The sequence below is a fragment of the Oerskovia turbata genome (genome assembly GCF_000718325.1).
Taxonomy (GTDB): domain Bacteria; phylum Actinomycetota; class Actinomycetes; order Actinomycetales; family Cellulomonadaceae; genus Oerskovia; species Oerskovia turbata.
The window spans coordinates 346,015-370,604 of record NZ_JOFV01000001.1; the positions used below are offsets into that span (position 1 = coordinate 346,015).

Below are 24,590 nucleotides of genomic sequence, written 5' to 3' on the forward strand. Positions count from 1 at the left end.
CAGCCGGACTGGCACTCATGGCTTCTGAGTGCTAATCATACGCCCGGCCTGCCCGGGGTAGTCTCGCACCGTGTCTGCTGACGTCCCCGCCGGAGTCCACGGCGACCCCCCGCCGCCCGTCCCTGCTGCCCGACGGGGAGGTTCGCGCGCCCGCCGGGGCGTGATCGCGATCGCCGCGCTCGTGGTCGTGCTGCTGGTCGCCGTGTCGGTGTTCGCCGTCGTCACCGTCCGCCGGCCCCTCCCGCAGACCGACGGGACCCTCACGCTCACGGGCCTCGACGCCGAGGTCAGCGTGCTGCGCGACGCGCAGGGCGTACCGCAGATCTACGCCGACACGCCCGAGGACCTCTTCCGCGCCCAGGGGTACGTCCAGGCGCAGGACCGCTTCTTCGAGATGGACTACCGCCGGCACGTGACCGCGGGGCGTCTCGCCGAGCTCGTCGGCGACAGCCAGGTCGCGATCGACGCGGACAAGGTCACCCGCACCTTCGGCTGGCGCCTGGTCGCCGAGGAGGAGTGGAAGATCCTCGCCCCCGAGACGAAGGCCTACCTCCAGGCCTACGCGGACGGCGTCAACGCCTACATCGAGGACCGCGACCCGAGCGAGATCGCGCTCGAGTACACCGTGCTCGGCACGAGCGTCTCGGTGCCGGACCCCGAGCCCTGGGACCCGATCGACTCGCTCGCGTGGCTCAAGGCCATGGCCTGGGACCTGCGCGGCAACTACGACGACGAGCTCGAGCGCGCCATCGCGTACGGAGGCTTCGCGGGCGCCCCGAGCGGAGCCCAGGACCCCGCCAAGGTCGCCCAGGACGTCGCGCGCGTGGGCGCGCTCTTCCCCGCGTACCCCGCCCAGGCGAACCTCCCGATCCTCGACCCCTCCGAGGTACCGACCACGAGCGAACCCGTCCAGGTCGAGGGCGCGGAGCAGACCGCGTACGCGCCGACCCTCGCGGGCAGCGAGCTCCAGTCCGCCGTCGCGGCGGCGGACGCGGCGCTCGCCGCGGTGCCCGTGCTCGTGGGCCGCGGCGAGGGCACGGGCTCCAACTCGTGGGTCGTCTCGGGGGAGCACACGACGAGCGGCAAGCCCCTGCTGGCCAACGACCCGCACCTGTCCCTCCAGGCCCCTGGCGTCTGGGCCCAGGTCGGGCTCCACTGCAACGACGTCAGCGCGGCGTGCGGGTTCGACGTCTCGGGCTTCTCGTTCGCGGGCTTCCCGGGCGTGATCATCGGTCACAACGCCGACCTGGCCTGGGGCCTGACCAACATGGGTGCGGACGTCACGGACTTCTTCATCGAGCGCGTGCGCGACGACACCTACCTGCGGGGCGACGACTGGGAGTCCCTCGAGACGCGCACGGAGACCATCAAGGTCAACGGCGGCGACGACGTCGAGCTGACGGTCAGCTCGACCGTCCACGGCCCCATCGTCTCGACCGTGCTCCCCATGGACCCGGTCGCGGAGTCACCGACCGAGGGCACCCCGCTCGGTGACTACGAGGTCTCGCTCCGCTGGACAGCCCTCGACCCCGGGCACACCGCGGACGCGGTCTTCGCGTTCAACCTCGCCGCGGACGCCGAGGACATGGTGGCGGCCGCCGCCCTGTTCGAGGTCCCCGCGCAGAACATCGTCTTCGCGACCACGGACGGGCACATCGGCTACCAGGCGCCGGGCCGGATCCCGGTGCGGGCGAGCGTCGAGGGTCCCGTCCCCTCCGACGGCACGTGGCCGCGGCCCGGCTGGGACGAGCGCTACGACTGGACCGGCTACGTGCCCGCCGCGCAGATGCCCGGCGTGCTCGACCCCGAGGAGGGGTTCGTCGTCGCCGCGAACCAGGCCGTGCTGCCGGCCGGCACCACCCCGTTCCTGACGACCGACTGGGACTACGGCTACCGCTCGCAGCGCATCCGCACCCTCCTGCAGGAGGAGATCGACTCGGGTCGCAAGGTCGACGCCGGGACCATGAACGAGATCCAGAACGACGACTGGAGCCCGTATGCCGCAGCTCTCGTGCCGCTGCTCCTGGAGCAGGACATCGAGAACAGCAAGGGTGTGCGCAACGACTTCGCGGCCGAGGGGCAGGACCTCCTCGCCGACTGGGACCAGCACATGGACAAGGACTCGGCCGCGGCCGCGTACTTCGCCGCGGTGTGGCGCAACCTGCTCGAGATCACGTTCTGGGACGACGTGCCGGAGAGCATCCGTCCCGCGGGCGGCAGCCGTTGGCTGGCCGTCGTGCAGAACATGCTCGCCGACGAGACGAACGCGTTCTGGGACGACCGCCAGACCGTGAGCGTCGTCGAGACCCGTGACGAGGTCCTGAACCGGGCGATCACCTCGGCCCGCCTCGACCTGACGACCGAGCTCTCGAAGAAGACGACCGACTGGGAGTGGGGTCGGCTCCACACGCTCTCGCTCGGCCACCTGGTCCTCGACGACGAGTCCGTCCCGGGCTTCGTCCGCGCCTACATGAACCCCCGCAAGGTGGCCATGCCGGGCGGCTCGTCGATCGTCAACGCGACGTCGTGGGACGCGGCCTCGGGCAGCTTCGAGGTCACGTCGGGTCCGTCGATGCGCATGGTCGTCGACCTCGACGACCTGGACGCCTCCACGTGGGTCACCGTCACGGGCGCCTCGGGGCACCCGGCGTCGAAGCACTACGAGGACCAGCTCGGCACGTGGGCCGCGGGCGAGACGTACGCGTGGCCGTTCACGCCCGACGCCGTGGACTCCGCGACCAAGGACACGCTGACGCTGGTCCCGTGAGGCGCGCGGCGCCGTCGGGCACCTCCTGCCCGACGGCGCCACGCACCCCGCCCGCCCGGCCCACCCCGCAGGTGGTCCGGGGAGAGCGACGAAGGGCCCGCCCGGGGCGACTGCCCGGGCGGGCCCTTCGTGCGTGTCCGAGGGAGGTGCCGGTCAGTCCTGACCGATCCAGCGCCAGCCGAGCGGTGTCGCGACGGCGTCCACGGTGCGGTCGTGCTTCTCGAGGGGCAGCGGACGGTCGGTCGCGTCGTAGACCTCCTCGGGGAACACGACGGCGACGACCTTGGTGCCGGGGCGCACGTGCTCGAGCGCACGGTCGTACCAGCCGCCGCCCTGCCCGAGGCGGACGCCGGTCGAGTCGACCGCGAGCGCGGGCGCGATGACGACGTCGGCGTCGGCGAGCGCGGCCGCCCCGAGCGTGGGGCCGCTCGGCTCTGGAGGCCTGCCCGGGGCGCGGACCTGGAGGTCGTGCGCGCCGTCGAACTCGGCCCAGTCACGCTGGAGACCCGCACCCAGGACGGGCAGGAGCACGCGGACGCCCCGGGCGGAGAGGCGCTCGAGCATCGCGGTGGTGCCTGGCTCGGTGGGACGCGCGGCGTAGGTCGCGACGCACCGCGCGGACAGGACGTCGGGGATGGTCTCGATCACGTCGGCGATGGCCTGTGCCGCTTCGTCGCGGCGGCGCTCGGTGCGTGCGGATCGAGCAGTGCGGATGGCTTTTCGGAGGATCTCCTTCGCGTCCTCGGGTTCGATGCTTCCATGCAGGGGATACGGCTGAACCGGGCCATTCATGCGCCTATTGTCGCAAAGGTTCGGGCAAGAAGTGTCCCTGGCACCGTTGTCGGACGGAAGAGGTCCGGATCGCGGAGCGTGGCGGGCGGCGTACCAGGGCCCCCTCTCGGGGTCGTCCGCGTCCGGTACGGGCGTACCTGCTGCTGGTGTCGGCGTGTCAGGTCGTGATACACCCTGTCCACCAGGCGTCGCGTCGGTGATCCTGGTGCTCGAAGGCACGACGTCTCGGGCTCTGCAGCCGGGGACGGACGATCGATGGGCACGGGAACAATGACGAGCAAGCTCGCGCGGACGTGGAGCGTGTCGAAGCCGTGGCCGGTGACGCTCCGCGAGGACGCGACCGACGGCAGCGTGGTCCTGCGACCGTTGCGCCGCAAGGACGGGCACGCGTGGATGACGCTGCGCGCCCGCAACGCCTCGTGGCTCGAGCGGTGGGAGGCGACGTCGCCCCGTCCCGGTGCGGGCGGCGGGCCGCCGACCTTCGGCGAGTACGTGCGGATCCTGTCGGCCCAGGCGCGGGCAGGCACGACGCTGCCGTTCGCGGTCGAGCTCGACGGAGAGCTCGTCGGGCAGCTCACGGTGTCGAGCATCACGTACGGCTCGCTGTGCTCGGCGAGCGTCGGGTACTGGGTCGGGGAGCACGTCGCCGGCCGGGGCGTGATCCCCACAGCGGTCGCGATGTCGGTCGACTACTGCTTCCAGGTCCTGGGGCTGCACCGCATCGAGATCAACATCCGCCCCGAGAACGGTCCGAGCCTGCGCGTCGTGGAGAAGCTGGGCCTGCGGGACGAGGGCGTGCGCGAGCGCTACCTCCACATCCAGGGCGCCTGGTGCGACCACCGCACGTTCGCCATCACGACGGAAGAGGTCCCCGACGGGCTCCTGACCCGCTGGCAGGAGCGGCGTCGCGACGCCCCATAGTGCATGGTCCCGTCAGGGAAAAGGACCGACACGCCGTGCGGCGTCCGGGAGCCCACCTGGCGGCTCGCCTACGGTCGGCATGTGGAATCGACGACGGGCTCGGCAGGCGTGGCAGTCCTTGCCCTGTTCGTGATCTGGTTCGCCTACTACGTGCCGCACCGCGTCAAGCAGCGTCAGCAGTTCCTGGACTCGCGGGTCGAGGACCGGTTCTCCGGTTCGTTGCGGGTCCTGGGGGTCGCGTCGGGCAAGCGGGAGCGCCGTGCGCCCCGCGGGCACCTGGGGCCCGCTGAGGGCCGTTCGCTGCTGCTGGGGCCGGTGGTCGCCACGGAGCCCGACGTCGGGATCCTGCTGCGGGTCTCCGACGCCGGCGAGCCCGGCCCGACCGCACCGAGAGAAGTCCAGCAGGTCACGGCCGGTGGCACCGGCCACCAGCCGTCGTCGAAGGAGGGGCCGCAGACCATGGAGAACGACGTCCGCACGGGAGACCCTCGCCCGTCCATCCCGCCCGGGCGCCGCGCCGAGGGCGGGTTCGACGACCCGTTCCCGCCGCGCAGGGCGCCCTCGGCGTCGCGCATCGCCCTGCTCGAGCGTCGAGCCAAGGCTGCGCGTCGCCGACTGGTGCTCACGATCCTGCTGCTGCTCGCGACTGCGGGCGCGTGGGTCGCGGTCGGCTTCGGCCTCGTGTCCTGGTACGCGGCCGCAGGCCCGACGGCGGCGCTCGTCCTGGTCCTCGTCCTGGGGCGTCAGGCCGTGCTCGCCGCGCGCCGGGCCGACACCGCGTGGCTCGCGGACCGTCGCACGGCCGCGCGGGAGGCGGCACGCGCCTCGCGAGGCCCCGTGCAGGGCAGCCCGGTCGCGCCCCGCAACGTCCACCCCTCGCGCGTCACGGGGCACGCCGTGCGCCCCTCGCAGACGAACACGCAGATGATCCCGCGCGTCACGCCCGCCGACCTCGAACGAGGCGCCGCGCGCGGCCGCGACCGGCGGCCCGCGACCGGATCGACCGCACGCGTCGAACCGGAGCCCGACCTACTCCGTTCCCGGACCGGAGCCAGCGGTGGCGAGCTGTTCGACGACCGGGACCGTGAGGAGCCGGTCGTCGTCGTGATCGAGGCGGAGGGAGCCTCGGCGCCCACATCGGGCTCGGCCGTCCCCGAGGGGACGCCCCGCTCGGAGCGGTCTGCCCCGTCGACCGACGGCGAGGCCGGGGACGCCTGGGAGCCGGTGCCCGTCCCGCGCCCGACGTACACGATGAAGCCCACGGCCTCCGAGTCCGGCGTCGCGCCCGTCCAGGTGGCCGTCCCCGTCGCACCGGCCGCCACACCGCGCCCGGCCCCCGAGACGACGGTCGCGGGGGTGTCCAGCGCGCCGGTGGCGCCGGGTGTGCCGGCGGTGCCCGCTGTACCGGTGTCGAGCCGTCCCGCGGTCCCTGCGGCGGGCGACGACAAGAAGCCCAGGACCGAGACGCTGGGCCTGGACCTCAACGAGATCCTGGCCCGCAGGCGCGTATCGGGCGGGTAGGTATCCCGTGCGGGGGGCACGCGGCGCCGCGAGGACGACGGATTGTCGAAGCACTCGGAACAGGTGCTAATGTTGACCTCGCTCTGGGGCTATGGCGCAGTTGGTAGCGCGTCTCGTTCGCAATGAGAAGGTCGGGGGTTCGAATCCCCCTAGCTCCACCAGGCACAAGGCCCGGAACCGTCAGGTTCCGGGCCTTCGTCGTTCCCTGGCGGTGACGCGGGCTGTCGAGCGCAGAGGAGGATCTGCGCGGGTAGCGTCGGCGTCCATGGACACCTCCGCGCCCGTCTTCGTCGCCGGTCCCGCCTCGTGGAACGAGCTCGTCTACCTCGACTCCTTGCCGGGGCCGCGCTCGCAGACGCTGTTCGCGGAGCGCCACCGGGCCACGGTCGGTGGGACGTCCGCGGGCAAGGTCCTCAACCTGCGCGCGCTGGGCCGCGGGGTCGTGCTGCGCACGGTCCTGGGGTCCGACGAGGTCGCTCCCCGCGTCGAGGGCGTCCTGCGGCAGGCGGGGGTCGCGCTCCTGGTGGAGCCGTCGCCGGACGGTCGGACGGAGCGCCACCTCAACCTGATGGGCGGCGCGGGGGAGCGGTTGTCGATCTACCTCCAGGTTCCCGGCGACGTGCCTCCTGGGCGGACGTGGGACGCCGCCGTCGCGGCGCTGACCGCAGCTCCGGCCGTCGTGGTCGACCTCGCGCTACCCGCCCTGCCGCTGCTACGCGAGGCGCGCCGTCTGGGCAAGGACGTGTGGTGCGACGTGCACGACTACGACGGTGAGGCCGACTTCCACCGCGAGTTCGTCGAGTCGGCCTCGTACCTGTTCCTCAGCTCGGACCGGCTCCCGGGGTACCGGGCCTTCATGGAGGCCCGCGTGGCGGCCGGTGCCCGGCTCGTGGTGTGCACGCACGGCGCGCGCGGAGCGAGCGCGCTCACCGCAGAGGGGGAGTGGGTCGAGGGGCCAGCGGTCGCGGTCGAGCGCGTCGTGGACACCAACGGTGCGGGCGACGCGTTCTTCGCGGGCTACCTGGACGCCCACCTGCGTGGCGCAGGGGTCGCCGAGGCGCTGGGAGAGGGTGCCCGGCGCGGTGCGCTGTGCGTGCAGAGCCCGGACCTGACGCCGTTGGGCTGAGCCACGCGGCTGGTCAGGCGCCGGAGACGCACTCGATCGGGCGGCCGTTCACGTCGTGGATCCCGGGGCCGAGCTCGGCGCACTCGCCCATGAGCCACACGAGCGTCGCGGCCCAGATCACGATGGCCACGATCACGAGGAACGAGACGGCGATCGCGGCCACGGCCCACCAGTTGTTGAGCCGTGCCCGTCGTGACTTCACGAGCCCGACGATCCCGAGGACCAGGCCGAGGAGCGACAGGGGGATCGAGAGCACGAGCCCGGCGATGCCGAGGGGCTTGCCGGGGTTGTGGACGACGGGCTCGGGGTGGGTCACGGGGGTCCTCGGGGTGGGAGCGGTCAGGGGCGGCGCGGTGGCCGGCTCCAGTATCCCGGACCGTCGGGTCACGATCGGCCGGGACCGCCTGCCGAGCGTGCCGGAGGAAGGTGGGAGGACGCCCGTGGGCCCCGACCGGAGATCGGTCGAGGCCCACGGGTGGTGCACACGTCAGGGCGTCACGGGCAGGTGACGGTCGTGCCTTCCCAGACCACGGTCTCGCCCGAGGGGACGTTCTCGCAGGCCTCGAGCAGGTCGGTGACCATGGCGCCACCCACGACGAAGGCGAAGACGAGCCAGATGACGAGCCCGACGAACAGCACGGCGCCCACGATGATGCCGGCGAGCGCGATGCCGTTCTTGTAGCCGGCCTTCTTGGACTTGTTCAGCGCGACGATGCTGAGGATCAGACCGATGAGCGACGTGCAGCCGAGGATCGACAGCACGAGGCCGACGATGCCCAGCGTCTTGCCGGGGTCGGTCGCGGGGGCCGCAGCGCCGTACCCCTGGGGGGCGGGTGCCTGGGGCGCGCCGTACTGGGGTGCCTGGGGCGCGCCGGGGGCCGGTGCGCCGTACTGGGGCGCCTGGCCGGCAGCCGGGTCCTGGGGCGCGCCGTAGGGGTCGGGCGTGCCGGACGGGTTCTGCTCGGGGTTGGACATGTCTCTCCTCGTCGTTCGGGCAGGGATCGGTGCCCAGTATGTCGTGCCTGGTGATCGCGGACAACGGCTCGCCGGAGAGGTGGCGGGGGGTGGCGCCGTCGGGCCTGCGCCGTGCCGGGGTGGATGTGAAGGTCTCGTGGGCGTCGGCGATCTCGTCGTGGACAAACCTACGCTTGCGTAGGTTGTGCGGGTACTGTCGGTCACGTTCGCGACGAAACCACCCGTCGGATGTGCTGCCTGCGGGCGTCGCGTCTGTGACCACGAGAGGCCATCCCTTGACGCTCGACGCCACCGCTCCTGGCCGCGCACAGTCTCCGCGTGAACGCCAGGTCAGCGAGTTCACCGCTCTCACCCGGACCGTCCAGGAGCTCGGCCTCATGCGCCGTCGCTACGGGTACTACTGGACCAAGTTCTCCGTCCTGCTCGCCCTGCTGGCGGCGACCGGGGTCGCTTTCGTCCTCATCGGCGAGTCCTGGTGGCAGATGGGCATCGCCGCGCTGCTCGCGGTGCTCCTGACGCAGACTGCGTTCCTGGGGCACGACGCCGCGCACCGCCAGATCTTCCGGTCGGGCGGCTGGAACGACTGGGCGAGCCTGGTCGTCGCCAACCTCCTGGGCGGGCTGTCGTACGGCTGGTGGCAGCACAAGCACTCGCGACACCACGCCAAGCCCAACACCCGCGGCGGTGACCCGGACATGATCAACGGCGTGCTCGTCTGGGAGACCGAGACGCTCACCGAGACCAAGAGCGGGCTGCGCGCGTGGTTCGCCGCGCGCCAGGGCTACCTCTTCTTCCCCCTGCTGCTCCTCGAAGGTCTCAACCTGCACGTCTCGGGGATCAAGACCATCTTCGGCCGGGGGCCGGTCAAGCGTCGCACCGTGGAGATCGTGTTCGTCGTGCTCCGGCTGGGTGGGTACCTCGCGGCCGTCTTCCTGGTCCTGCCCGTGGGGATGGGCTTCGCGTTCCTCGGCGTCCAGCTCGGCCTGTTCGGGGTGCTCATGGGGGCGTCGTTCGCGCCGAACCACAAGGGCATGCCGACGGTCGCGCCCGACGTCAAGATCGACTTCCTGCGCCGTCAGGTGCTCATGTCCCGCAACATCACGGGTGGCCGCTGGGTCGACGTCGCGATGGGCGGCCTGAACTTCCAGATCGAGCACCACCTCTTCCCGAGCATGCCGCGTCCTTCGTTGCGCAAGGTCCGCCCCATCGTCAAGGAGTTCTGCGCCGAGCGGGGCATCCTCTACACCGAGACGACCCTCGTGGACTCGTACCGGATCGTCATCCGTTACCTGAACCGGGTCGGCCTCGCGGCGCGCGACCCGTTCCAGTGCCCCCTCACGGCGCAGTACCGTTCGGTACGCTGAGCCTGCGGGGCGCCGACACGAACGGGTCCGCGGCGACATCGGGCGACGGAGCCCCACGGCGACGCGCCGACGACTCGGCGCGACTCACGCAGTAGGGGATGATAGAGACGTGAATTCACGGAAGGCCCGATTTGTCCAGGTTGCCGCGTCGCTGACCCTGACGACGTCCCTGCTCGCCGCGTGCGGCGGCGGCGAGGTGACGGGCGAGGGGCCCGAGGACCCGACCCGGGACCTGCGTGCCGCGGCGGTGGAACAGATCGCCCCCGTGCTCGTCCTGACCTCGACCGATCCCGCGGAGCTCGCGCTCACCGCGAGCCAGTCGTTCTTCTCGCAGGCCCCCGTGGTGGTCCTGGCCGACGCGGCCGACGAGAGCGCGCAGGCTGCCGCCGCGGCGGCCGCGCTCGATCTTCACGCACCGGTCCTGCTCACGGGCGGCGCGATCGCCGACAGCGGGCTGGCCAAGGAGGTCGAGCGTCTCGGGGCGGTCAGCGCGGTCGTCGTGACACCCGACCGGGTGCCTGACGTCGACGCGGCCGGGGTCGTGACGGCTGCTGCCGTGCCGGCGCTGTCGAGCGACGACCTGGAGCAGGAGGCCAAGAGGTCCGTCGAGGCGATCGACCCCGCCCTCGACGCGGTCACGCTCGACGCAGGGGCCCTCGTCGCGACCGCGGACGGTGCCACCGAGATCGACGAGACCGACCTGGCCGAGGTGCGCGACCAGCTCCCTGAGACCGCGTCGCCCCGTCTCCTCACGGAGGTCCTCGCGCTGGTCGACGAGGCGCCTGGTCAGACGGCCGCGCTCGCGACGGCGCAGGCCGCCGGGGTGGTCCCGCTCCCGGTGGCCGGGGGCGACCCGCGTGCGACGAGCGCATCGGTCCAGGCCATGGCCAAGGCCAAGGCGCTGGCCGTCGTCGGCATCGGCGAGTCCTTCGGTTCGGTCGAGGACCTCACGGCACGTGTGCGCGCGGCGGAGACGGGCGTCGAGCTCGTGGGCGGCGGGCAGCTCGTGTCCGAGGGCAAGCGGTTCGTGGTGCTGCCCTCGACCACGGTCCCGTCCAGCTCGGCCAAGGTCGCCGAGATGGTCGAGAGGGCGGCGGCTCGCGCCGAGCCCTACGTCGAGGTCGCGACGGTCTCGGGCGACGAGACGGTGACGGTCCCGGTCGTGGAGCTCGTCGTGACCGAGTCCTCGGGGGCCGCGGGCAAGGACGGCAACTACTCGACCGAGCTCGCCGTGGAGGCCGTGAGGCCCGCGGTGCAGGCCGCGCTCGACGCAGGTCAGCAGGTCCTGCTCGAGATCCAGCCCGGCCGGGCGTCGTTCGTCGACCAGGTCGAGCGGTACGCGGACCTGCTCGCGCTGCCCGGGGTCGGGATCTCTCTCGATCTGGACGCTCGTCGCGCGGGCGGTGACGTGACGAAGGACGGGGAGGTTCCGGCGGAGGAGATCAACGCGGTCGTCTCCTACCTGGCGGGCTTCGTGGCGGCGAAGGCGCTCCCGCAGAAGCTGCTCGTCGTGCACGCCTCGTCGCCGAGGTCGGTGACGGACCTCGATGCTCTCGTCGCGTCCGACGACTCGGTCGTGGTCGTGGTGCACTCCGACGTCGCCGGCTCGTTCGCCGCGCGCAGCAAGGCGTGGGACGCGCTGACGGACGGTGCGCCCGCGGCGTTGCGGTGGGGGCGGACCGACCTCGCGGGCGAGGTGACGCCCGAGCGGGCCGCCACCACGGAGCCCGTCGCCCCGGCCCCCCTGGTCGTCGTCGTCGAGTAGGTCCGTCGCGCCGCCCGGGCGTGTTCTTGTCCCTGCCGCCCGGGCCGGATACGGTATGTCGGCCAGTACAGACGAATCGATTCGACAGGGTCGGGTCGAGACAACCAGGACGACGAGGTCTCCGATGGTCGCCATCATTCCCCAGCCCCTGCAGGTCGACTCCTCCGCAGGCGGCGACGCGCTCCGGCTCGAAGGGGCTGTCGTCGTCGCCGGTCCGTCCGCGGCCGAGCGGCGCGTCGCCGCGCATGCCGCCGAGGTCCTGACACGTGCGGCAGGCACGCAGGTGACGGCCGTGGACTCCGTGCCCGACGGCGCCCCCGCGATCGAGCTGCGTCTCGCCGAGGACGCGGGCCCCGCGGGGTCGACGAGCCCCGAGCGCCACACGCTCGAGGTGTCCGGGGCGAGGGCCGTGCTGACCGCCGCCGAGCCCGTCGGGCTGTTCGACGCCGTGCAGACCCTCCGCCAGCTCGTGACCGAGGGGGAGCAAGGCGCCCAGGTGAGCGCCGTCGTCGTGCACGACGCCCCCCGCTACGCGTGGCGCGGACTCTCGTTCGACGTGGCCCGCAACTTCTTCCCGCTCGATCAGCTCGAGCTCGTGATCGACGTCCTCGCGTCGTACAAGCTCAACGTCCTGCACCTGCACCTCACGGACGACCAGGGGTGGCGCATCGAGAGCCCGTCGCGCCCCGAGCTCGCGAAGCTCTCGTCCGACACGTCGAACAGCGGCAAGGCCGGAGGACACCTGAGCCTCGCCGACTTCCGTCGGCTCCAGGACTACGCCGCGGACCGCTTCGTGACCATCGTCCCCGAGATCGACCTGCCCGGGCACACCAACGCCGCGACCGCGGTCTACGGCGAGCTGCGCGCCGACGGGCAGCGCACCGCCAAGTACGAGGGCATGGAGGTCGGCTTCTCCCAGCTCACCTACGACCTGCCCGCGACCGAGCCCTTCCTGCGCGACGTCCTCGGGGACATCGCCGCGATCACCGACGGCGACTACGTCCACGTCGGTGGTGACGAGGCGCTGACGCTCGGCGCCGAGGAGTACGCGAAGTTCATCACGCTGCTCGAGGAGATCGTGCTCGACACGGGCAAGAAGGTCATCGCCTGGCAGGAGGCCGCGCAGGCCGACACCCGACCCGAGACCCTGGTCCAGTACTGGGACACCCGCACCGACGTCGCGCCCTTCCTGGCCGCTGCCGAGCGTGGTTCGCGCTTCATCATGTCCCCCGGCAACCACGCCTACCTCGACATGAAGTACACCGCCGAGTACCCCCTGGGGCAGGACTGGGCCGGCCTCATCGAGCTGCGTACGGCGTACGACTGGGACCCGGCCACGATTATCCCGGGCCTGCCTGCCGACCAGGTCGAGGGTGTCGAGGCCGCGATCTGGACCGAGACCCTGTCGACCCGGGACGAGCTGTTCGACATGCTGCTGCCCCGGTTGTCCGCCACCGCGGAGGTCGCCTGGACCGCCCCCGAGCGCAAGGACTGGGAGGACTACCGTCGCCGCGTCGCGAGCGAGGCCGCGACGTGGCGCCGCGAGGGCCTCCCCTTCCACGAGTCCCCGCAGGTCGACTGGAGCTAGCTGGCCTCCCGCTCGGTGCCGAGCATGCGGTTGGCGTCCGGATTCTCGGATTTCTGGACGTCAACCGCATGCTCGACCGACGCCCACCGCATGCTCGGCGACGAAGGTCGCGCGCGACCTCCGTCCGGTGCTCCGCTAGATCCAGCTCGGCAGCCACATGTGCAGGCGCCAGAACCACGTGGGGACGTTCATGGCCGTCCAGAGCGGGTAGAAGTAGACGCTCATCACCACGATCACGGTCAGCAGCGCGGTCGCTCCCCAGACCACCCAGCCCCTGGCCCAGGGCCGTCGTTCGGTCCGCTCCAGCAGGACCGTCACGACGTAGACGAGCGCGAGGACGACCCACGGGGTGAACACGATCGCGTAGAACGTGAAGATCGTCCGGTCCGGGTAGGCGAACCACGGGAGCCAGCCGGCGACGAGGCCGCTGAGGACGGCCGTGGCCCGCCAGTCCTTGCGCCACACCAGGAGCACCACGGTCGCGACGACCGCGAGCGCTGCCGTCCACCACAGGACCGGGTTGCCCAGCGACGTGATGACGCGCGCGCACTCGTCGTACCCGCAGCCCGTCACGCCGTCGGACCCGTCGCGGTAGTAGAACGACGTCGGGCGCCACTGGACGAGCCAGCCGACGGGCCGGGAGGAGTACGCGTGCTCGGCGCTGAGCCCGGTGTGGAAGTCCATCATCTTCTGGTGGTACGCCCACAGCGACCGCAGCGACTCGGGGAGCCACTGCACGCCCTCGCCGGGGTTCTCCGCGGCCCAGTCCCGCATGTACGCGCTGGGCGAGCGGAACCAGGAGAACCACGTGGCCAGGTAGGTGAGCGCCGCGGTGGGCAGCATGATCAGCGCGGCGGGGACGGCGTCGAGCAGGAGCGCGTCCTCCCACCACCGCTTGATCCCGACGGCGCGGCGCGCGGCCGCGTCCCACAGCACCGACAGCAGCGCGAACACCGCGAGGAAGTACAGGCCCGACCACTTGACCCCGCACGCGAGGCCGAGCGAGACGGCTGCCGCGAAGCGCCACCACCGCCATCCCAGCCACGGCCCGTAGCGGCCGATCTCGCGGCCCGAGTCGACGAGAGCCCCCACCCGGTCGGCGAGCCGCCGCCTCGCCTGCTCCCGGTCCAGCAGCAGGAAGCCGAACGCGACGAGCACCCAGAACATGAGGAAGTTGTCGAGCAGCCCCGTGCGCGAGTGCACGATCGCCATGCCGTCGATCGCGAGCAGCCCGCCCGCGAGGACGCCCATCGCGGTCGACGCGAACAGGCGGCGCGCGATCCGGGCCAGGAGGAACACCGCGAGCACGCCGACCAGCGCGGTCGAGATGCGCCACGACCACGGGTTCTCCGCGCCACCGAAGAGCTGCATGCCGCCCGCGATCATCCACTTGCCGAGCGGTGGGTGGACCACGTAGTCGGGCAGGTTCAGGAACGTGTCGACGTTCCCGGCCTCGAACGCGGGGTTGGGGTCCTCGGGCCACTTCGCCTCGAACCCGACCCGCAGCAGCGTGTACGCCTGCTTGACGTAGTACGTCTCGTCGAAGACGAGGGTGCCGGGGCGCCCCAGGTCCCACAGCCGCAGCACCCCGGCGAGCAGCGCGACGAGCCCGGGCCCGAGCCAGCCCCACAGGCGGTCCTTCGACGTCGCCCCGAGCGCGAGGCGGCGCGCGCCGAGCAGCGTGAGCAGCAGCCGGTCGCGGGCGGGCAGCGCCGGGGTCGGTGCGTCGACCGCTTCGGCCCGGGGCGCCGGGAACGGGTCGTCGGTCGCGGGGGCGGGGACGGCCGGCATCGGGCCCAGGGAGGGATGAGGCACGTCGGCCATCGTAGGACGTGGAACGCTAGGGGGTATGAGCATCGCCCTCCCCGCGCCCTCGCCCACCCCCCAGTCGCCGGTCCCCCTGCCCGACGGCGCCGCACCGGTCCGGGCCGCAGGGCACCTCGCCGAGGTGGGCGAGCAGGCGGGGGGCGGTGCGGCCGAGGCGAGCGACGCCGTCGGGCCGGAGGACGGGACCTCCGCGGCGAGCGAGGACGAGACCTCGGACGAGGGCCTGCTCGCCGGGCGCCGCGCCAAGGACGACGGGCACCTGGTCCTCGCCGCGACGCCCATCGGCAACGTCGAGGACGCGAGCCCGCGCCTGCGGCGGCTCCTGGCCGAGTCCGCGGTCGTCGCGGCCGAGGACACGCGCCGCCTGCACGCCCTCGCCGCGCGCATGGGCGTGTCGATCGGCGGGCGCGTCGTGAGCTATCACGAGCACAACGAGGTCGAGCGCGCCGACGAGCTGCTCGACGTCGTCGAGGGCGGCGGGACCGTCGTGATCGTGACCGACGCCGGCATGCCGTCCGTCTCGGACCCCGGCTACCGGGTCGTGACGCGGGCCGTCGAGCGCGAGCTGCCCATCACCTCGGCCCCCGGCCCCAGCGCGGTCCTCACCGCGCTCGCGCTGTCCGGCTTGCCGACCGACCGCTTCTGCTTCGAGGGATTCCCGCCCCGCAAGCCCGGTGAGCGTGCGCGCACGTTCGAGGCGCTCGCCCGCGAACCCCGCACCATGGTCTTCTTCGAGGCCCCGCACCGCATCGACGACACCCTCGCCGCGATGGCCCAGGGGTTCGGTGCCGACCGCTCCGCGGCCGTGTGCCGCGAGCTGACCAAGACGTACGAGGAGGTACTGCGCGGCACGCTCGGCGAGCTCGCGGCCGAGGCCGCCGACCGGCAGCTCCGGGGGGAGATCTGCGTCGTCGTGGCCGGGGCACCGGCGCGCGAGGCCGTGTCGGTCGAGGAGCTCGTCGCCGAGGTCCTGGCCAGGGTCGCGGCCGGGGAACGCCTCAAGGAGGCCGTCGCCGAGGTCGCGACCGCCGCGGGCGTGCCCAAGCGCGACCTGTACGCGGCGGCGCTCGCGGCACGCAAGGGCTGACGCGAGCCTCGTGTCAGAACGAGCGTGACCCCGAGGCCACGCGCGTTCTGACAGCCGTCACGCCTCGGTCGAGCGCACCAGCTCCACACCCGCCGCCGCGAGCTCGACCCGGGCCGCCTCGCCGAGCTCGGCCGAGACCGGGACCGTGAGATCCGTCAGGACCCGCGTCGCGAGCCCCAGCGCGTGCGCGTCGAGCGCTGTCGCCCGGACGCAGTGCGACTCCGCGATCCCGACCACGTCGACCGAGGCGACCCCCGCGTCCTGGAGGATCTGCGCGAGCAAGCGGCCCTCGCCGTCGACCCCCTCGAAGCCCGAGTACGCCGCCTGGAACTCGCCCTTCTTGACGCTCGCATCGGGAGCGAGGTCGGCGAGCGCCGGGTGCAGCTCGGCGTTCGGCGTGCCCGCGAGACCGTGCGGCGGCCACGTGTCGACGAAGTCGGGAACCTCGGGGGCCGTCGCGAAGTGGTGCCCCGGGTCGACGTGCCAGTCCTGGGTCGTCACGACGAGGTCGTAGCCCGCGCGGCGCCCGGCGACGAAGACCGCGATGGCCTCGGCGACAGCGTCACCGCCCTCGACCGCGAGCTCACCGCCCTCGCAGAACGTGGGCTGGACGTCGACGACGATCAGGGCACGGCCCGTGGCCGGGGTGTCGGTGCTGGTCATGGCACCACTCTGCCACCGCCCGGCGGGGTGGGGAACGCCCGGGGCGGTCCGGGTGCTCGGGGCGACGCGGCGCGGACCGCAGGCCGGCGGCGGGCGGTGGTGGGCGGCGGCGGGTGCTTGGTGGCGCGCGGCACGCCCGTCGTTCGTAGGCTGGGACGAGATCCGCCGGCGGACCTCGTCGGACGGTCCGAGCGAAGGAGCCCGAGGATGAGCACGACAGGCGCGACCGACCGCCCGAGCCCGACCGAGCACCCGACCGAGCACCCGACCGATCCGGCGTCCACCCCGCCCGCCGGACACGGGCCGGGCGAGCGGCCCATCGGCTACTGGCTCAAGCTCGTCGACCGGCTGATCGACCACAGCTTCGACGACGTCTTCCTGCGCACCGGCCTCACCCGCCGTCACTGGCAGGTCCTCAACATGATCCGCGACGGCGTCTCGGACACCACGACGGTCGACAGCGTCCTGTCGCCGTTCGCGGCCGCGGGTGGCGTCGGTGGTTCCGCCGGGCACGCCGCCGGTGTCAGCGCCGAGATCTCCGACCTGAGGACCCGAGGCTGGATCGCGCAGGGAGGATCCGGCTGGGAGGTGACGGTCGCCGGGCAGCACGCCTACCACGACCTGCTCGACGCCGTCTCGGTCTCGCGCGAACGGCTCGCCGAGGGCATCACCCGCGAGCAGTACGACCGGACGATCGCGACGCTCGAGCAGATGGCCCGCAACCTCGGGTGGGCGCCGGGAACCTGAGCGCGAGGGTGCGGGGCGGCCCGCGCCGTCGGGCCGGGCAGTACCCGCTGCGGACCGGGCGGCGTTCCTGCGCAGGGCAGGCGTACCCTGCGATGCATGCCACGCGAGATGGAGTTCCGCCGGATCCCCGGCCTGCCCCCGTACGTCTTCACGATCATCGACTCGCTCAAGCTCGAGGCACGCCGCGCAGGGCGCGACGTGATCGACCTGGGCTTCGGCAACCCCGACCTGCCGAGTCCCCAGATCGCGGTCGACAAGCTCGCGGAGGCTGTCCACAACACGCGCAACCACCGCTACTCGGCATCTCGCGGCATCCCCAAGCTGCGCCAGGCGGCGGCGGACATGTACCAGCGCAGGTTCGGAGTGACGCTCGACCCGGACACCGAGATCATCTCGACCATCGGTGCCAAGGAGGGGTTCAGCCACCTCATGTGGGTGCTGCTCCAGCCGGGCGACGCCGCGATCGTGCCGACGCCCAGCTACCCCATCCACATCTGGGGGCCGTACTTCGCGGGAGCCGACGCCCGCCAGGTCGCGATCGGTGACGGCACGGACGCCTCGGGGTACATCGACCGTGTGATGGAGTCGTGGGAGTACGGGTGGCCCAAGGCCCGCGTGGTCGTGCTGTCCTTCCCGCACAACCCGACCACGACGATCGCGACCAAGGAGGACCTGCAGCGCCTCGTCGACTGGGCGCGCGAGCGCGACGTGGTCCTGGTGCACGACCTCGCGTACGCCGACATGACGTTCGACGGCTGGCGCCCGCCGTCGATCATGGAGTGCGACGGGGCCAAGGAGGTCGCGGTCGAGCTCTACTCGATGACCAAGTCGTACTCGATGGCGGGCTGGCGCGTGGCGTTCCTCGTGGGCAGGCCCGACGTCGTGGGTGCGCTCGCGAAGCTCAAGTCGTACCTCGACTACGGCACGTTCCAGCCCATCCAGATCGCGGCGACGGTGACGCTCAACGAGGCGCTCGACTTCCCCACCGAGGTCTCGGCGGTGTACGAGTCGCGCCGCAACACGCTGTGCGACGGGCTCGACCGCATCGGGTGGGACATCCATCGGCCGAAGGGCACCATGTTCGCGTGGGCCCGCATCCCCGAGCCGTACCGCGAGATGGGGTCGATCGAGTTCGCGACGCACGTGATCGAGGAGTGCGACGTCGCGGTCTCGCCCGGGGTCGGGTTCGGGCCGGGCGGTGACGGGTTCGTGCGGTTCGCCCTCATCGAGAACGAGCAGCGCACCGCGCAGGCGATCCGTAACCTCAAGAAGGGGCTGACGCGGCTGCAGTAGCGCGGCGCGCCTGCGACGATTGGCTGCGACGACGGTGCACGCCGGACGGATGCAGGGAGGCGATGATGCAGGTGCGGCGACGATCGCCGAGGGTGCTGGCCGTGGCTACGCTCCTTGCCCTGGTGGCGTGCTCGAACGGGGCCTCTGACGCTCCGGGGCCCACGGTGACGCCGCCCGGGGAACCGTCCGTGACCGCTGCGCCGGCCCCGGCCCCGACGCCTGCCCCCACGGCCACGGTGACGTTGTCCGTCGTCCCGTCGATCACCACGACGGTGACGTCCCTGATCGACGGCCTGCCCTCGCCCTGGGGCCTCGCCGCGCTCCCGGACGAGCGGGTGCTGAGCACGTCGCGCGACGAGGGGACGGTGAGCGTCCTGGACCCGGCCGCCGGGACCTTGGTCTCGGTCACGGGCCCGGGAGCCGACGAGCTGGCGTCCGGCACCGACCACGGTGGTGAGGGCGGGCTGCTGGGTATCGCGGTCTCGCCGAGCTTCGCGACCGACGGCACGGTCGTGGTCTACCGGACCGGCGCGGACGGCAACGAGGTGCTGCGCGGGACGTTCGAGCCGGGCGCGGCGGTGCTCGGCGAGCTGACGACGGTCGTGGACGGCATCCCGAAGGCGAGCAACCACAACGGCGGCCAGGTCGCTTTCGGGCCGGACGGCTTCCTGTACGTCGCGACGGGGGACGCGACCGACACGGGGGCGGCGCAGGACCCGGAGTCGCTCGCGGGCAAGATCCTGCGGGTCACGCTCGACGGCCAGGCCGCGCCGGGCAACCCGGGCGGTTCGCGCGTGTGGAGCCTGGGGCACCGCAACGTGCAGGGTCTGGGCTGGGACGCGACGGGACGGATGTTCGCGAGCGAGTTCGGCCAGAACACCCTCGACGAGGTCAACGTGATCGTCCCGGGCGGCAACTACGGCTGGCCCGAGCGCGAGGGCACCCTCGGCGCCGTCACCGCGCCTGACGGGACGGCCTTCGTCGACCCGGTCGCGACCTGGCCGACGTCCGAGGCGAGCCCGAGCGGCCTCGCGGTCCTGCGTGACGGGGTGTACGTCGCGGGGCTGCGCGGTGAGCGCCTGTGGCGCATCCCGTTCGCGTGGGCCCCGGACCAGTCGCCCGACGACGGAGGGTCGCCCTCGGCGTTCGGCGAGCCGCAGGCGCTGCTCACGGGGGAGTGGGGACGGCTGCGTGCCGTGGTCCCGTTCCCCTTCAAGGCCACGGACCCGGACCGGCTGTGGGCGCTGCTCGTGCTGACGAACGAGACGGACGGGCGGGGGAGCCCGTCCGCGGGCGACGACCACCTGCTGCGGGTCGGCTTCGGGACGGGCTGAGCGGGCGTGTCACCCTCGGTGGGTGGCACGGTCACCCTCGGCGGGTGGGGGCGTCACCCTCGGTGGGTGGCACGGTCACCCTCGGCGGGGCGGGGCGGTGCGGGGTCCGCGGACGGCGGCGCAGCGGCAGGGCCGAGCCAACTACGATGAGGACCATGCCTGACGCAGCCTCGGAGACCTTCTATCTCACGACCCCGATCTACTACGTGAACGACGCCCCGCACATCGGGCACGCGTACACGACGGTCGCGGCCGACGTCGTCACCCGCTGGCACCGCCAGCGCCAGGAGCCGGTCTGGTTCCTGACGGGGACGGACGAGCACGGGCAGAAGGTCATGCGCACGGCCGAGGCCAACGGCGTGAGCCCTCAGGAGTGGGCGGACCGCCTGGTCGAGAGCTCGTGGAAGCCCGTCCTGCACACGCTCGACGCGCTCAACGACGACTTCATCCGGACCACCCAGCCGCGCCACACCGAGCGTGTACAGGCGTTCATCCAGGACCTGTACACCAAGGGCGAGATCTACGCGGGCTCGTACGAGGGTCCGTACTGCGTGGGCTGCGAGGAGTACAAGCTCCCGGGCGACCTGGTCGACGGCACGGGCGAGCACGAGGGCCAGAAGCTCTGCCCCATCCACGGCAAGCCCGTCGAGATGCTCTCCGAGCAGAACTACTTCTTCAAGATGAGCGCGTACCAGGACCGCCTGCTCGCGCTCTACGAGGCGCACCCCGAGTTCGTCCAGCCGGCCAGCGCCCGCAACGAGGTGCTCGCGTTCGTCAAGGGCGGCCTGCAGGACCTGTCGATCTCACGCAACACGTTCGACTGGGGCATCCCCATCCCGTGGGACACCACGCACGTGCTCTACGTGTGGTTCGACGCGCTGCTCAACTACGCGACCGCCGTCGGGCTGGACAGCGACGACCCCGAGCAGCGCGCGAAGTTCGCGGCCACCTGGCCGCCGAGCGTGCACCTGGTCGGCAAGGATATCCTGCGCTTCCACGCGGTGATCTGGCCCGCGATGCTCATGGCCGCGGGGCTGCCCCTGCCCAGGACCGTGTTCGCGCACGGCTGGCTCCTGGTCGGCGGCGAGAAGATGAGCAAGTCGAAGCTCACGGGCATCGCGCCGAGCCAGATCATCGACCACTTCGGGTCCGACGCGTTCCGCTACTACTTCATGCGTGCCATCGCGTTCGGTCAGGACGGGTCGTTCTCGTGGGAGGACCTCGCGGCCCGCTACAACGCCGAGCTCGCGAACGGGTTCGGCAACCTCGCGTCGCGCGTCGCGGCCATGGTCGGCAAGTACTACGGCGGCGTCCTCCCGCAGGCGGGGCCCGCCGGCCCGGCCGAGCAGGCGCTCGAGCAGGTCGCCGCCCAGGCGGTCGCGGCCGCCGAGAAGGCGATCGACGCGCTCGCGATCCACGAGGCCGTCAACGCGGTGTGGACGCTCGTCGACGCCACGAACCTGTACCTCACGGAGCAGGAGCCGTGGAAGGTCGCCAAGGCCGACGACGAGAAGACGCCCGACGGCGGATCGGCGCAGGAGGGTCGTCTCGCCACGATCCTCGTCACGGCCGCAGAGGCGCTGCGCTCGCTCGCGGTGCTCCTGCACCCGATCACCCCGAAGGCCGCGCAGGCGCTCTGGGAGTCCCTCGGCGCCGAGGCGCCGCTCGGCGCGCTCGCGGTCCAGCCCGTCGACGGCGCCGCGCACTTCGGTGTGCTGCCCGCCGGGACCACGGTCACCAAGGGCGCGTCGCTGTTCCCGCGCCTCGAGGACCCGGTCACCGAGGCCTCCTGACCGTGGCCCGCAAGCGCGAGCGCGGGTGGCCGCCCGCCCCCGAGGCGTTGCCGCTGCCCGTGGTCGACGACCACACGCACCTCGAGTCGATCGCGGGCGTCCTGCCCGACGTCGACGAGGAGGGGCGACCGGTCCCCGTCCCGACGGTCGAGCAGCACGTCGAGGACGCGGCCCGGGTGGGTGTGGACCGGATGGTGCAGGTCGGCTGCGACCTGCGCTCGGCCCGCCTCACGGACGCCCTGGTGCGTGAGCACCGGGCGCTGGTCGGCGCGATCGCGATCCACCCCAACGAGGCGACCCTGCACGCGGGCGTCACGGAGGTGGGCCCCGACGGCCTGACGCCGGCGCCTGAGGCGCGTCACGCCGTCGGGCTCGACGACGCGATCACGGAGATCGCCGCGATCGCACGCGGCAACGACCGCATCCGGGCGATCGGTGAGACGGGCATGGACCTGTTCCGCACCGGGGCGCAGGGCGCGGCGGTCCAGCGCGAGTCGTTCCGGGCGCACGTCGCGCTCGCGAAGGAGCTCGGGCTCCCGCTCCAGATCCACGACCGGGACGCGCACGCCGAGGTCATCGACGTCCTGCTGGCCGACGGTGCCCCCGAACGGACCGTGTTCCACTGCTTCTCGGGCGACGTCGAGATGGCCCGGCTGTGCGCGGCGCAGGGCTGGTACCTGTCGTTCGCGGGCCCCGTGACGTTCGGCGCGAACGACGAGCTGCGCGCGGCGCTCGCGGCGGTGCCGCTCGCCCAGGTGCTCGTCGAGACCGACGCGCCCTACCTCACACCGCACCCGTACCGGGGCCGGCCCAACGCCCCCTACCTGCTGCCGCACACGGTCCGCAAGGTCGCCGAGGTCACGGGAGTCCCCCTGGTCGAGGTGTGCGCGCAGCTGAGCACGACGGCCGAGCAGGTCTACGGCTCCTGGTGAGCCGGGACCGTCGTTGCCGGCGCGCCGGGCGCGCCGGGCGCGACCGCTGCGCCGCACGCGACGGGCCGGACGGGCTTTCCCCGGAGGTCGCGTATCCACTACGGTCTGCATGTCCGTGATGCCCGGTGCGTCACGGGCCGGGATGCGAGAAGAACGGATGGTTCACGTGGTCGGTCGCGCGGGTGCCCTCAGGGACTCCTTGACGGGCAGGCGACGGCTCGTCGCGCAGGCGGCGATCCTGGCGACCGTGGTCGGTGCGACCGGGGTCTTCACGCTCGCCCACAAGTCGGTGACGATCGACCTCGACGGCGAGGTCCGCACCGTGAGCGCCTACGGGTCCACGATCGGCGAGCTGCTGGCGTTCCAGCAGATCACGGTCAAGGACGGCGACCTCGTCGAGCCCGCGACCACGACCTCCGCGAGCGACGGAGGCACGATCGTCGTGCGGACGAGCCGTGAGGTCTCCCTGGAGGTCGACGGCGAGCCCCAGACCTTCGTGACGACCGCGAGCACGGTGGGCGAGCTCATCAGCGCCCTCGGCCCGCGCGCCGAGGGCGCCAAGACCTCGGCGTCGCGCTCCCAGTCGATCGGACGAGAGCAGATCCGCGTCTCGACGCTCAAGACCGTCCACGTCGCGGTCGACGGCGGGGTCGTCTCGGCGACCACGGCGGAGGCCTCGGTCCAGGAGGTCCTCGACCACGCCGGGATCGTGCTGTCGGAGGGGGACGCGGTGTCGGTCCCGCTCGGCGCCGCGGCGGTGGACGGCATGCTCGTCCTGGTCACCCGGGCAGCACAGGGTGCGGCGACGGTCACGGAGTCGCTGCCCTTCGCTACGGAAGAGGTCAAGGATCCCTACCTGCCGCAGGGCCAGCGCAACGTCAGGACGTCCGGCAAGGTCGGCGAGGCGGTCACGACGTACGAGATCCAGACGGTCGGCGGGGTCGAGGTCTCGCGGACGGTGCTCGAGCGCACGGTCACGCGCGAGCCACGCACGGAGGTCGTCGTGGTCGGCACGCTCGACCCGTCGACGATCACGGTCGACCCAGGATCCTCCAAGGCGATCGCCAAGTCCCTCGCCGCCCAACGAGGGTGGGGGGACGACCAGTTCGCGTGCCTCGACCTGCTCTGGATGAAGGAGAGCCGGTGGAACGCGACGGCGGAGAACCGGTCGAGCGGTGCCTACGGCATCCCGCAGGCGCTTCCCGGATCCAAGATGGCCAGTGCGGGCGCCGACTGGCGGACCAACCCGGCGACCCAGATCACCTGGGGGCTCGGGTACATCGAGGGCCGCTACGGCACGCCGTGCGGAGCGTGGAGCCACTCACAGGCCAAGGGGTGGTACTGACCCCGCGGGCACCCGCAACCGGGGGCTCGGGATCGGGCCGGTGATGTGTCGGCGCTCTCCGGGACCTGTGAAGGTTTCACCCGCAGAGCGCGCATCACCCCCGTGACATACGCGGAGGAAAGCGGACAGAACTGCCCCGTGGGTCGTGTCGCACGGTTGGCAGCGGATAACGGATCGGTTACGGTCAACTGTCGCGCGCTGCTGCCCGTCCTGTGTTCGCCCGCTCATCGCCGGGTGCGTCCACCCGCTCATCGCCGGGTGACCAGGACCGGAGGGTGCGCGTCCTGCTGTGGTCCTGAGCATCGGGCCGTCGGCGGAAAACGACAGCCGGATCGGTCTTTCGGAACCAGCGGTGGGACGCCCTCGGGTGACCCGCCCCGACGCTCCTTCGAGCGGCGGGACCGCTGGAGGCGCACCGCGCCGCCCGAACTCCGTGCCCGGGAGGCTCGACGACTGGACTCGAGTGAAGAACCCCCTGAACCGGACCGCACACGCGGCCAGCGCCCCTGCCCCCGTTTCTTCGACTTCTGGTGGTGTCGAGGCTGAGGCCTCCGCCACTTCTCCTGCTGTGCGGCGTCGCCGTTGGCCCTTGGTCGCTGGTGCGACTGCTGTTGCGCTCGTGGCGACGGGTGCGGTTGCGTACGGGTCTGCGAAGAAGACCGTCGAGCTCGATGTCGATGGTGAGATCACCACGGTGAGCACGTTCGCCGGTTCGGTCGAGGGTCTCCTTGCCGAGGAGGGGATTCGGGT

The 24,590-nt window shown here is 72.4% G+C and carries 20 protein-coding genes and 1 tRNA gene; 16 read left to right on the plus strand and 5 right to left on the minus strand.

The window, feature by feature from the left end; translation table 11 throughout:
• Nucleotides 1-160: 160 nt before the first annotated feature.
• Complete coding sequence (locus IE95_RS0101515) at nucleotides 161-2,767, plus strand: penicillin acylase family protein (protein ID WP_030144200.1); 2,607 nt, start codon at nucleotides 161-163, stop codon at nucleotides 2,765-2,767.
• A 153-nt stretch (nucleotides 2,768-2,920) separates the two neighbouring features.
• On the opposite strand, the gene IE95_RS0101520 is transcribed toward IE95_RS0101515, so the two are convergent.
• The gene (locus IE95_RS0101520) at nucleotides 2,921-3,559 is read right to left on the minus strand and encodes a 5-formyltetrahydrofolate cyclo-ligase (protein ID WP_030144201.1); all 639 of its coding nucleotides are present in this window, start codon (nucleotides 3,557-3,559) and stop codon (nucleotides 2,921-2,923) included.
• 255 nt (nucleotides 3,560-3,814) lie between these two features.
• On the opposite strand from IE95_RS0101520, the gene IE95_RS0101525 reads away from it, so the two are divergent.
• The 4 genes from IE95_RS0101525 (at nucleotide 3,815) to IE95_RS0101540 (ending at nucleotide 7,127) form a co-directional block, all read left to right on the plus strand.
• Complete coding sequence (locus tag IE95_RS0101525; RefSeq protein ID WP_240666288.1) at nucleotides 3,815-4,480, plus strand: GNAT family N-acetyltransferase; 666 nt, start codon at nucleotides 3,815-3,817, stop codon at nucleotides 4,478-4,480.
• A gap of 81 nt (nucleotides 4,481-4,561) precedes the next feature.
• Nucleotides 4,562-6,001, plus strand: a complete 1,440-nt coding sequence (locus IE95_RS0101530; protein ID WP_129429440.1) for a hypothetical protein — start codon at nucleotides 4,562-4,564, stop codon at nucleotides 5,999-6,001.
• A gap of 85 nt (nucleotides 6,002-6,086) precedes the next feature.
• Nucleotides 6,087-6,162 (plus strand) — tRNA-Ala (locus IE95_RS0101535).
• Between the two features lie 104 nt (nucleotides 6,163-6,266).
• Nucleotides 6,267-7,127 carry a carbohydrate kinase family protein gene (locus IE95_RS0101540; protein ID WP_030144204.1) on the plus strand — a complete coding sequence of 287 codons (861 nt, stop codon included), beginning with the start codon at nucleotides 6,267-6,269 and terminating at the stop codon, nucleotides 7,125-7,127.
• 13 nt (nucleotides 7,128-7,140) lie between these two features.
• Here IE95_RS0101540 and IE95_RS0101545 read toward each other — a convergent pair whose 3' ends face one another.
• A complete protein-coding gene (locus tag IE95_RS0101545; RefSeq protein WP_030144205.1) occupies nucleotides 7,141-7,443 on the minus strand; it encodes a hypothetical protein in 303 nt (100 codons plus the stop codon).
• Between the two features lie 179 nt (nucleotides 7,444-7,622).
• Complete coding sequence (locus tag IE95_RS20795; RefSeq protein ID WP_051702564.1) at nucleotides 7,623-8,102, minus strand: DUF4190 domain-containing protein; 480 nt, start codon at nucleotides 8,100-8,102, stop codon at nucleotides 7,623-7,625.
• Nucleotides 8,103-8,377: 275 nt separating this feature from the next.
• On the opposite strand from IE95_RS20795, the gene IE95_RS0101555 reads away from it, so the two are divergent.
• The 3 genes from IE95_RS0101555 (at nucleotide 8,378) to IE95_RS0101565 (ending at nucleotide 12,819) form a co-directional block, all read left to right on the plus strand.
• On the plus strand, nucleotides 8,378-9,466 hold the full coding sequence (locus IE95_RS0101555) for a fatty acid desaturase family protein (RefSeq protein ID WP_030144207.1): 1,089 nt from the start codon (nucleotides 8,378-8,380) through the stop codon (nucleotides 9,464-9,466).
• 109 nt (nucleotides 9,467-9,575) lie between these two features.
• Nucleotides 9,576-11,231, plus strand: coding sequence for a hypothetical protein (locus tag IE95_RS18530; protein WP_129429438.1), 1,656 nt, complete (start codon nucleotides 9,576-9,578; stop codon nucleotides 11,229-11,231).
• A gap of 124 nt (nucleotides 11,232-11,355) precedes the next feature.
• A complete protein-coding gene (locus IE95_RS0101565) occupies nucleotides 11,356-12,819 on the plus strand; it encodes a family 20 glycosylhydrolase (protein WP_030144209.1) in 1,464 nt (487 codons plus the stop codon).
• A 135-nt stretch (nucleotides 12,820-12,954) separates the two neighbouring features.
• Here IE95_RS0101565 and IE95_RS0101575 read toward each other — a convergent pair whose 3' ends face one another.
• The gene (locus IE95_RS0101575) at nucleotides 12,955-14,643 is read right to left on the minus strand and encodes a dolichyl-phosphate-mannose--protein mannosyltransferase (protein WP_420819371.1); all 1,689 of its coding nucleotides are present in this window, start codon (nucleotides 14,641-14,643) and stop codon (nucleotides 12,955-12,957) included.
• Nucleotides 14,644-14,668: 25 nt separating this feature from the next.
• On the opposite strand from IE95_RS0101575, the gene rsmI reads away from it, so the two are divergent.
• Nucleotides 14,669-15,733 carry a 16S rRNA (cytidine(1402)-2'-O)-methyltransferase gene (gene rsmI / locus IE95_RS0101580; protein WP_240666286.1) on the plus strand — a complete coding sequence of 355 codons (1,065 nt, stop codon included), beginning with the start codon at nucleotides 14,669-14,671 and terminating at the stop codon, nucleotides 15,731-15,733.
• 57 nt (nucleotides 15,734-15,790) lie between these two features.
• Here the strand turns inward: rsmI and IE95_RS0101585 are convergent, their stop codons facing one another.
• Complete coding sequence (locus IE95_RS0101585) at nucleotides 15,791-16,396, minus strand: isochorismatase family protein (RefSeq protein WP_030144212.1); 606 nt, start codon at nucleotides 16,394-16,396, stop codon at nucleotides 15,791-15,793.
• Between the two features lie 207 nt (nucleotides 16,397-16,603).
• Between IE95_RS0101585 and IE95_RS0101590 the strand changes: the two genes are divergently transcribed.
• The 7 genes from IE95_RS0101590 to IE95_RS21215 form a co-directional block, all read left to right on the plus strand.
• Nucleotides 16,604-17,143 (plus strand): hypothetical protein, encoded by a 540-nt coding sequence (locus IE95_RS0101590; protein WP_030144213.1) that lies wholly within the window; start codon nucleotides 16,604-16,606, stop codon nucleotides 17,141-17,143.
• A gap of 96 nt (nucleotides 17,144-17,239) precedes the next feature.
• The gene (locus tag IE95_RS0101595) at nucleotides 17,240-18,436 is read left to right on the plus strand and encodes an aminotransferase class I/II-fold pyridoxal phosphate-dependent enzyme (protein ID WP_036570318.1); all 1,197 of its coding nucleotides are present in this window, start codon (nucleotides 17,240-17,242) and stop codon (nucleotides 18,434-18,436) included.
• Between the two features lie 188 nt (nucleotides 18,437-18,624).
• Nucleotides 18,625-19,770 carry a PQQ-dependent sugar dehydrogenase gene (locus tag IE95_RS0101600; RefSeq protein ID WP_240666285.1) on the plus strand — a complete coding sequence of 382 codons (1,146 nt, stop codon included), beginning with the start codon at nucleotides 18,625-18,627 and terminating at the stop codon, nucleotides 19,768-19,770.
• A gap of 155 nt (nucleotides 19,771-19,925) precedes the next feature.
• Nucleotides 19,926-21,563 carry a methionine--tRNA ligase gene (gene metG / locus IE95_RS0101605; protein ID WP_030144216.1) on the plus strand — a complete coding sequence of 546 codons (1,638 nt, stop codon included), beginning with the start codon at nucleotides 19,926-19,928 and terminating at the stop codon, nucleotides 21,561-21,563.
• Between the two features lie 2 nt (nucleotides 21,564-21,565).
• On the plus strand, nucleotides 21,566-22,495 hold the full coding sequence (locus IE95_RS0101610; RefSeq protein WP_030144217.1) for a TatD family hydrolase: 930 nt from the start codon (nucleotides 21,566-21,568) through the stop codon (nucleotides 22,493-22,495).
• Between the two features lie 157 nt (nucleotides 22,496-22,652).
• Nucleotides 22,653-23,840 carry a resuscitation-promoting factor gene (locus tag IE95_RS0101615; protein WP_051702566.1) on the plus strand — a complete coding sequence of 396 codons (1,188 nt, stop codon included), beginning with the start codon at nucleotides 22,653-22,655 and terminating at the stop codon, nucleotides 23,838-23,840.
• Between the two features lie 619 nt (nucleotides 23,841-24,459).
• Nucleotides 24,460-24,590: ubiquitin-like domain-containing protein (locus IE95_RS21215; protein ID WP_282916255.1), on the plus strand; the 131-nt coding region annotated here is incomplete at its 3' end.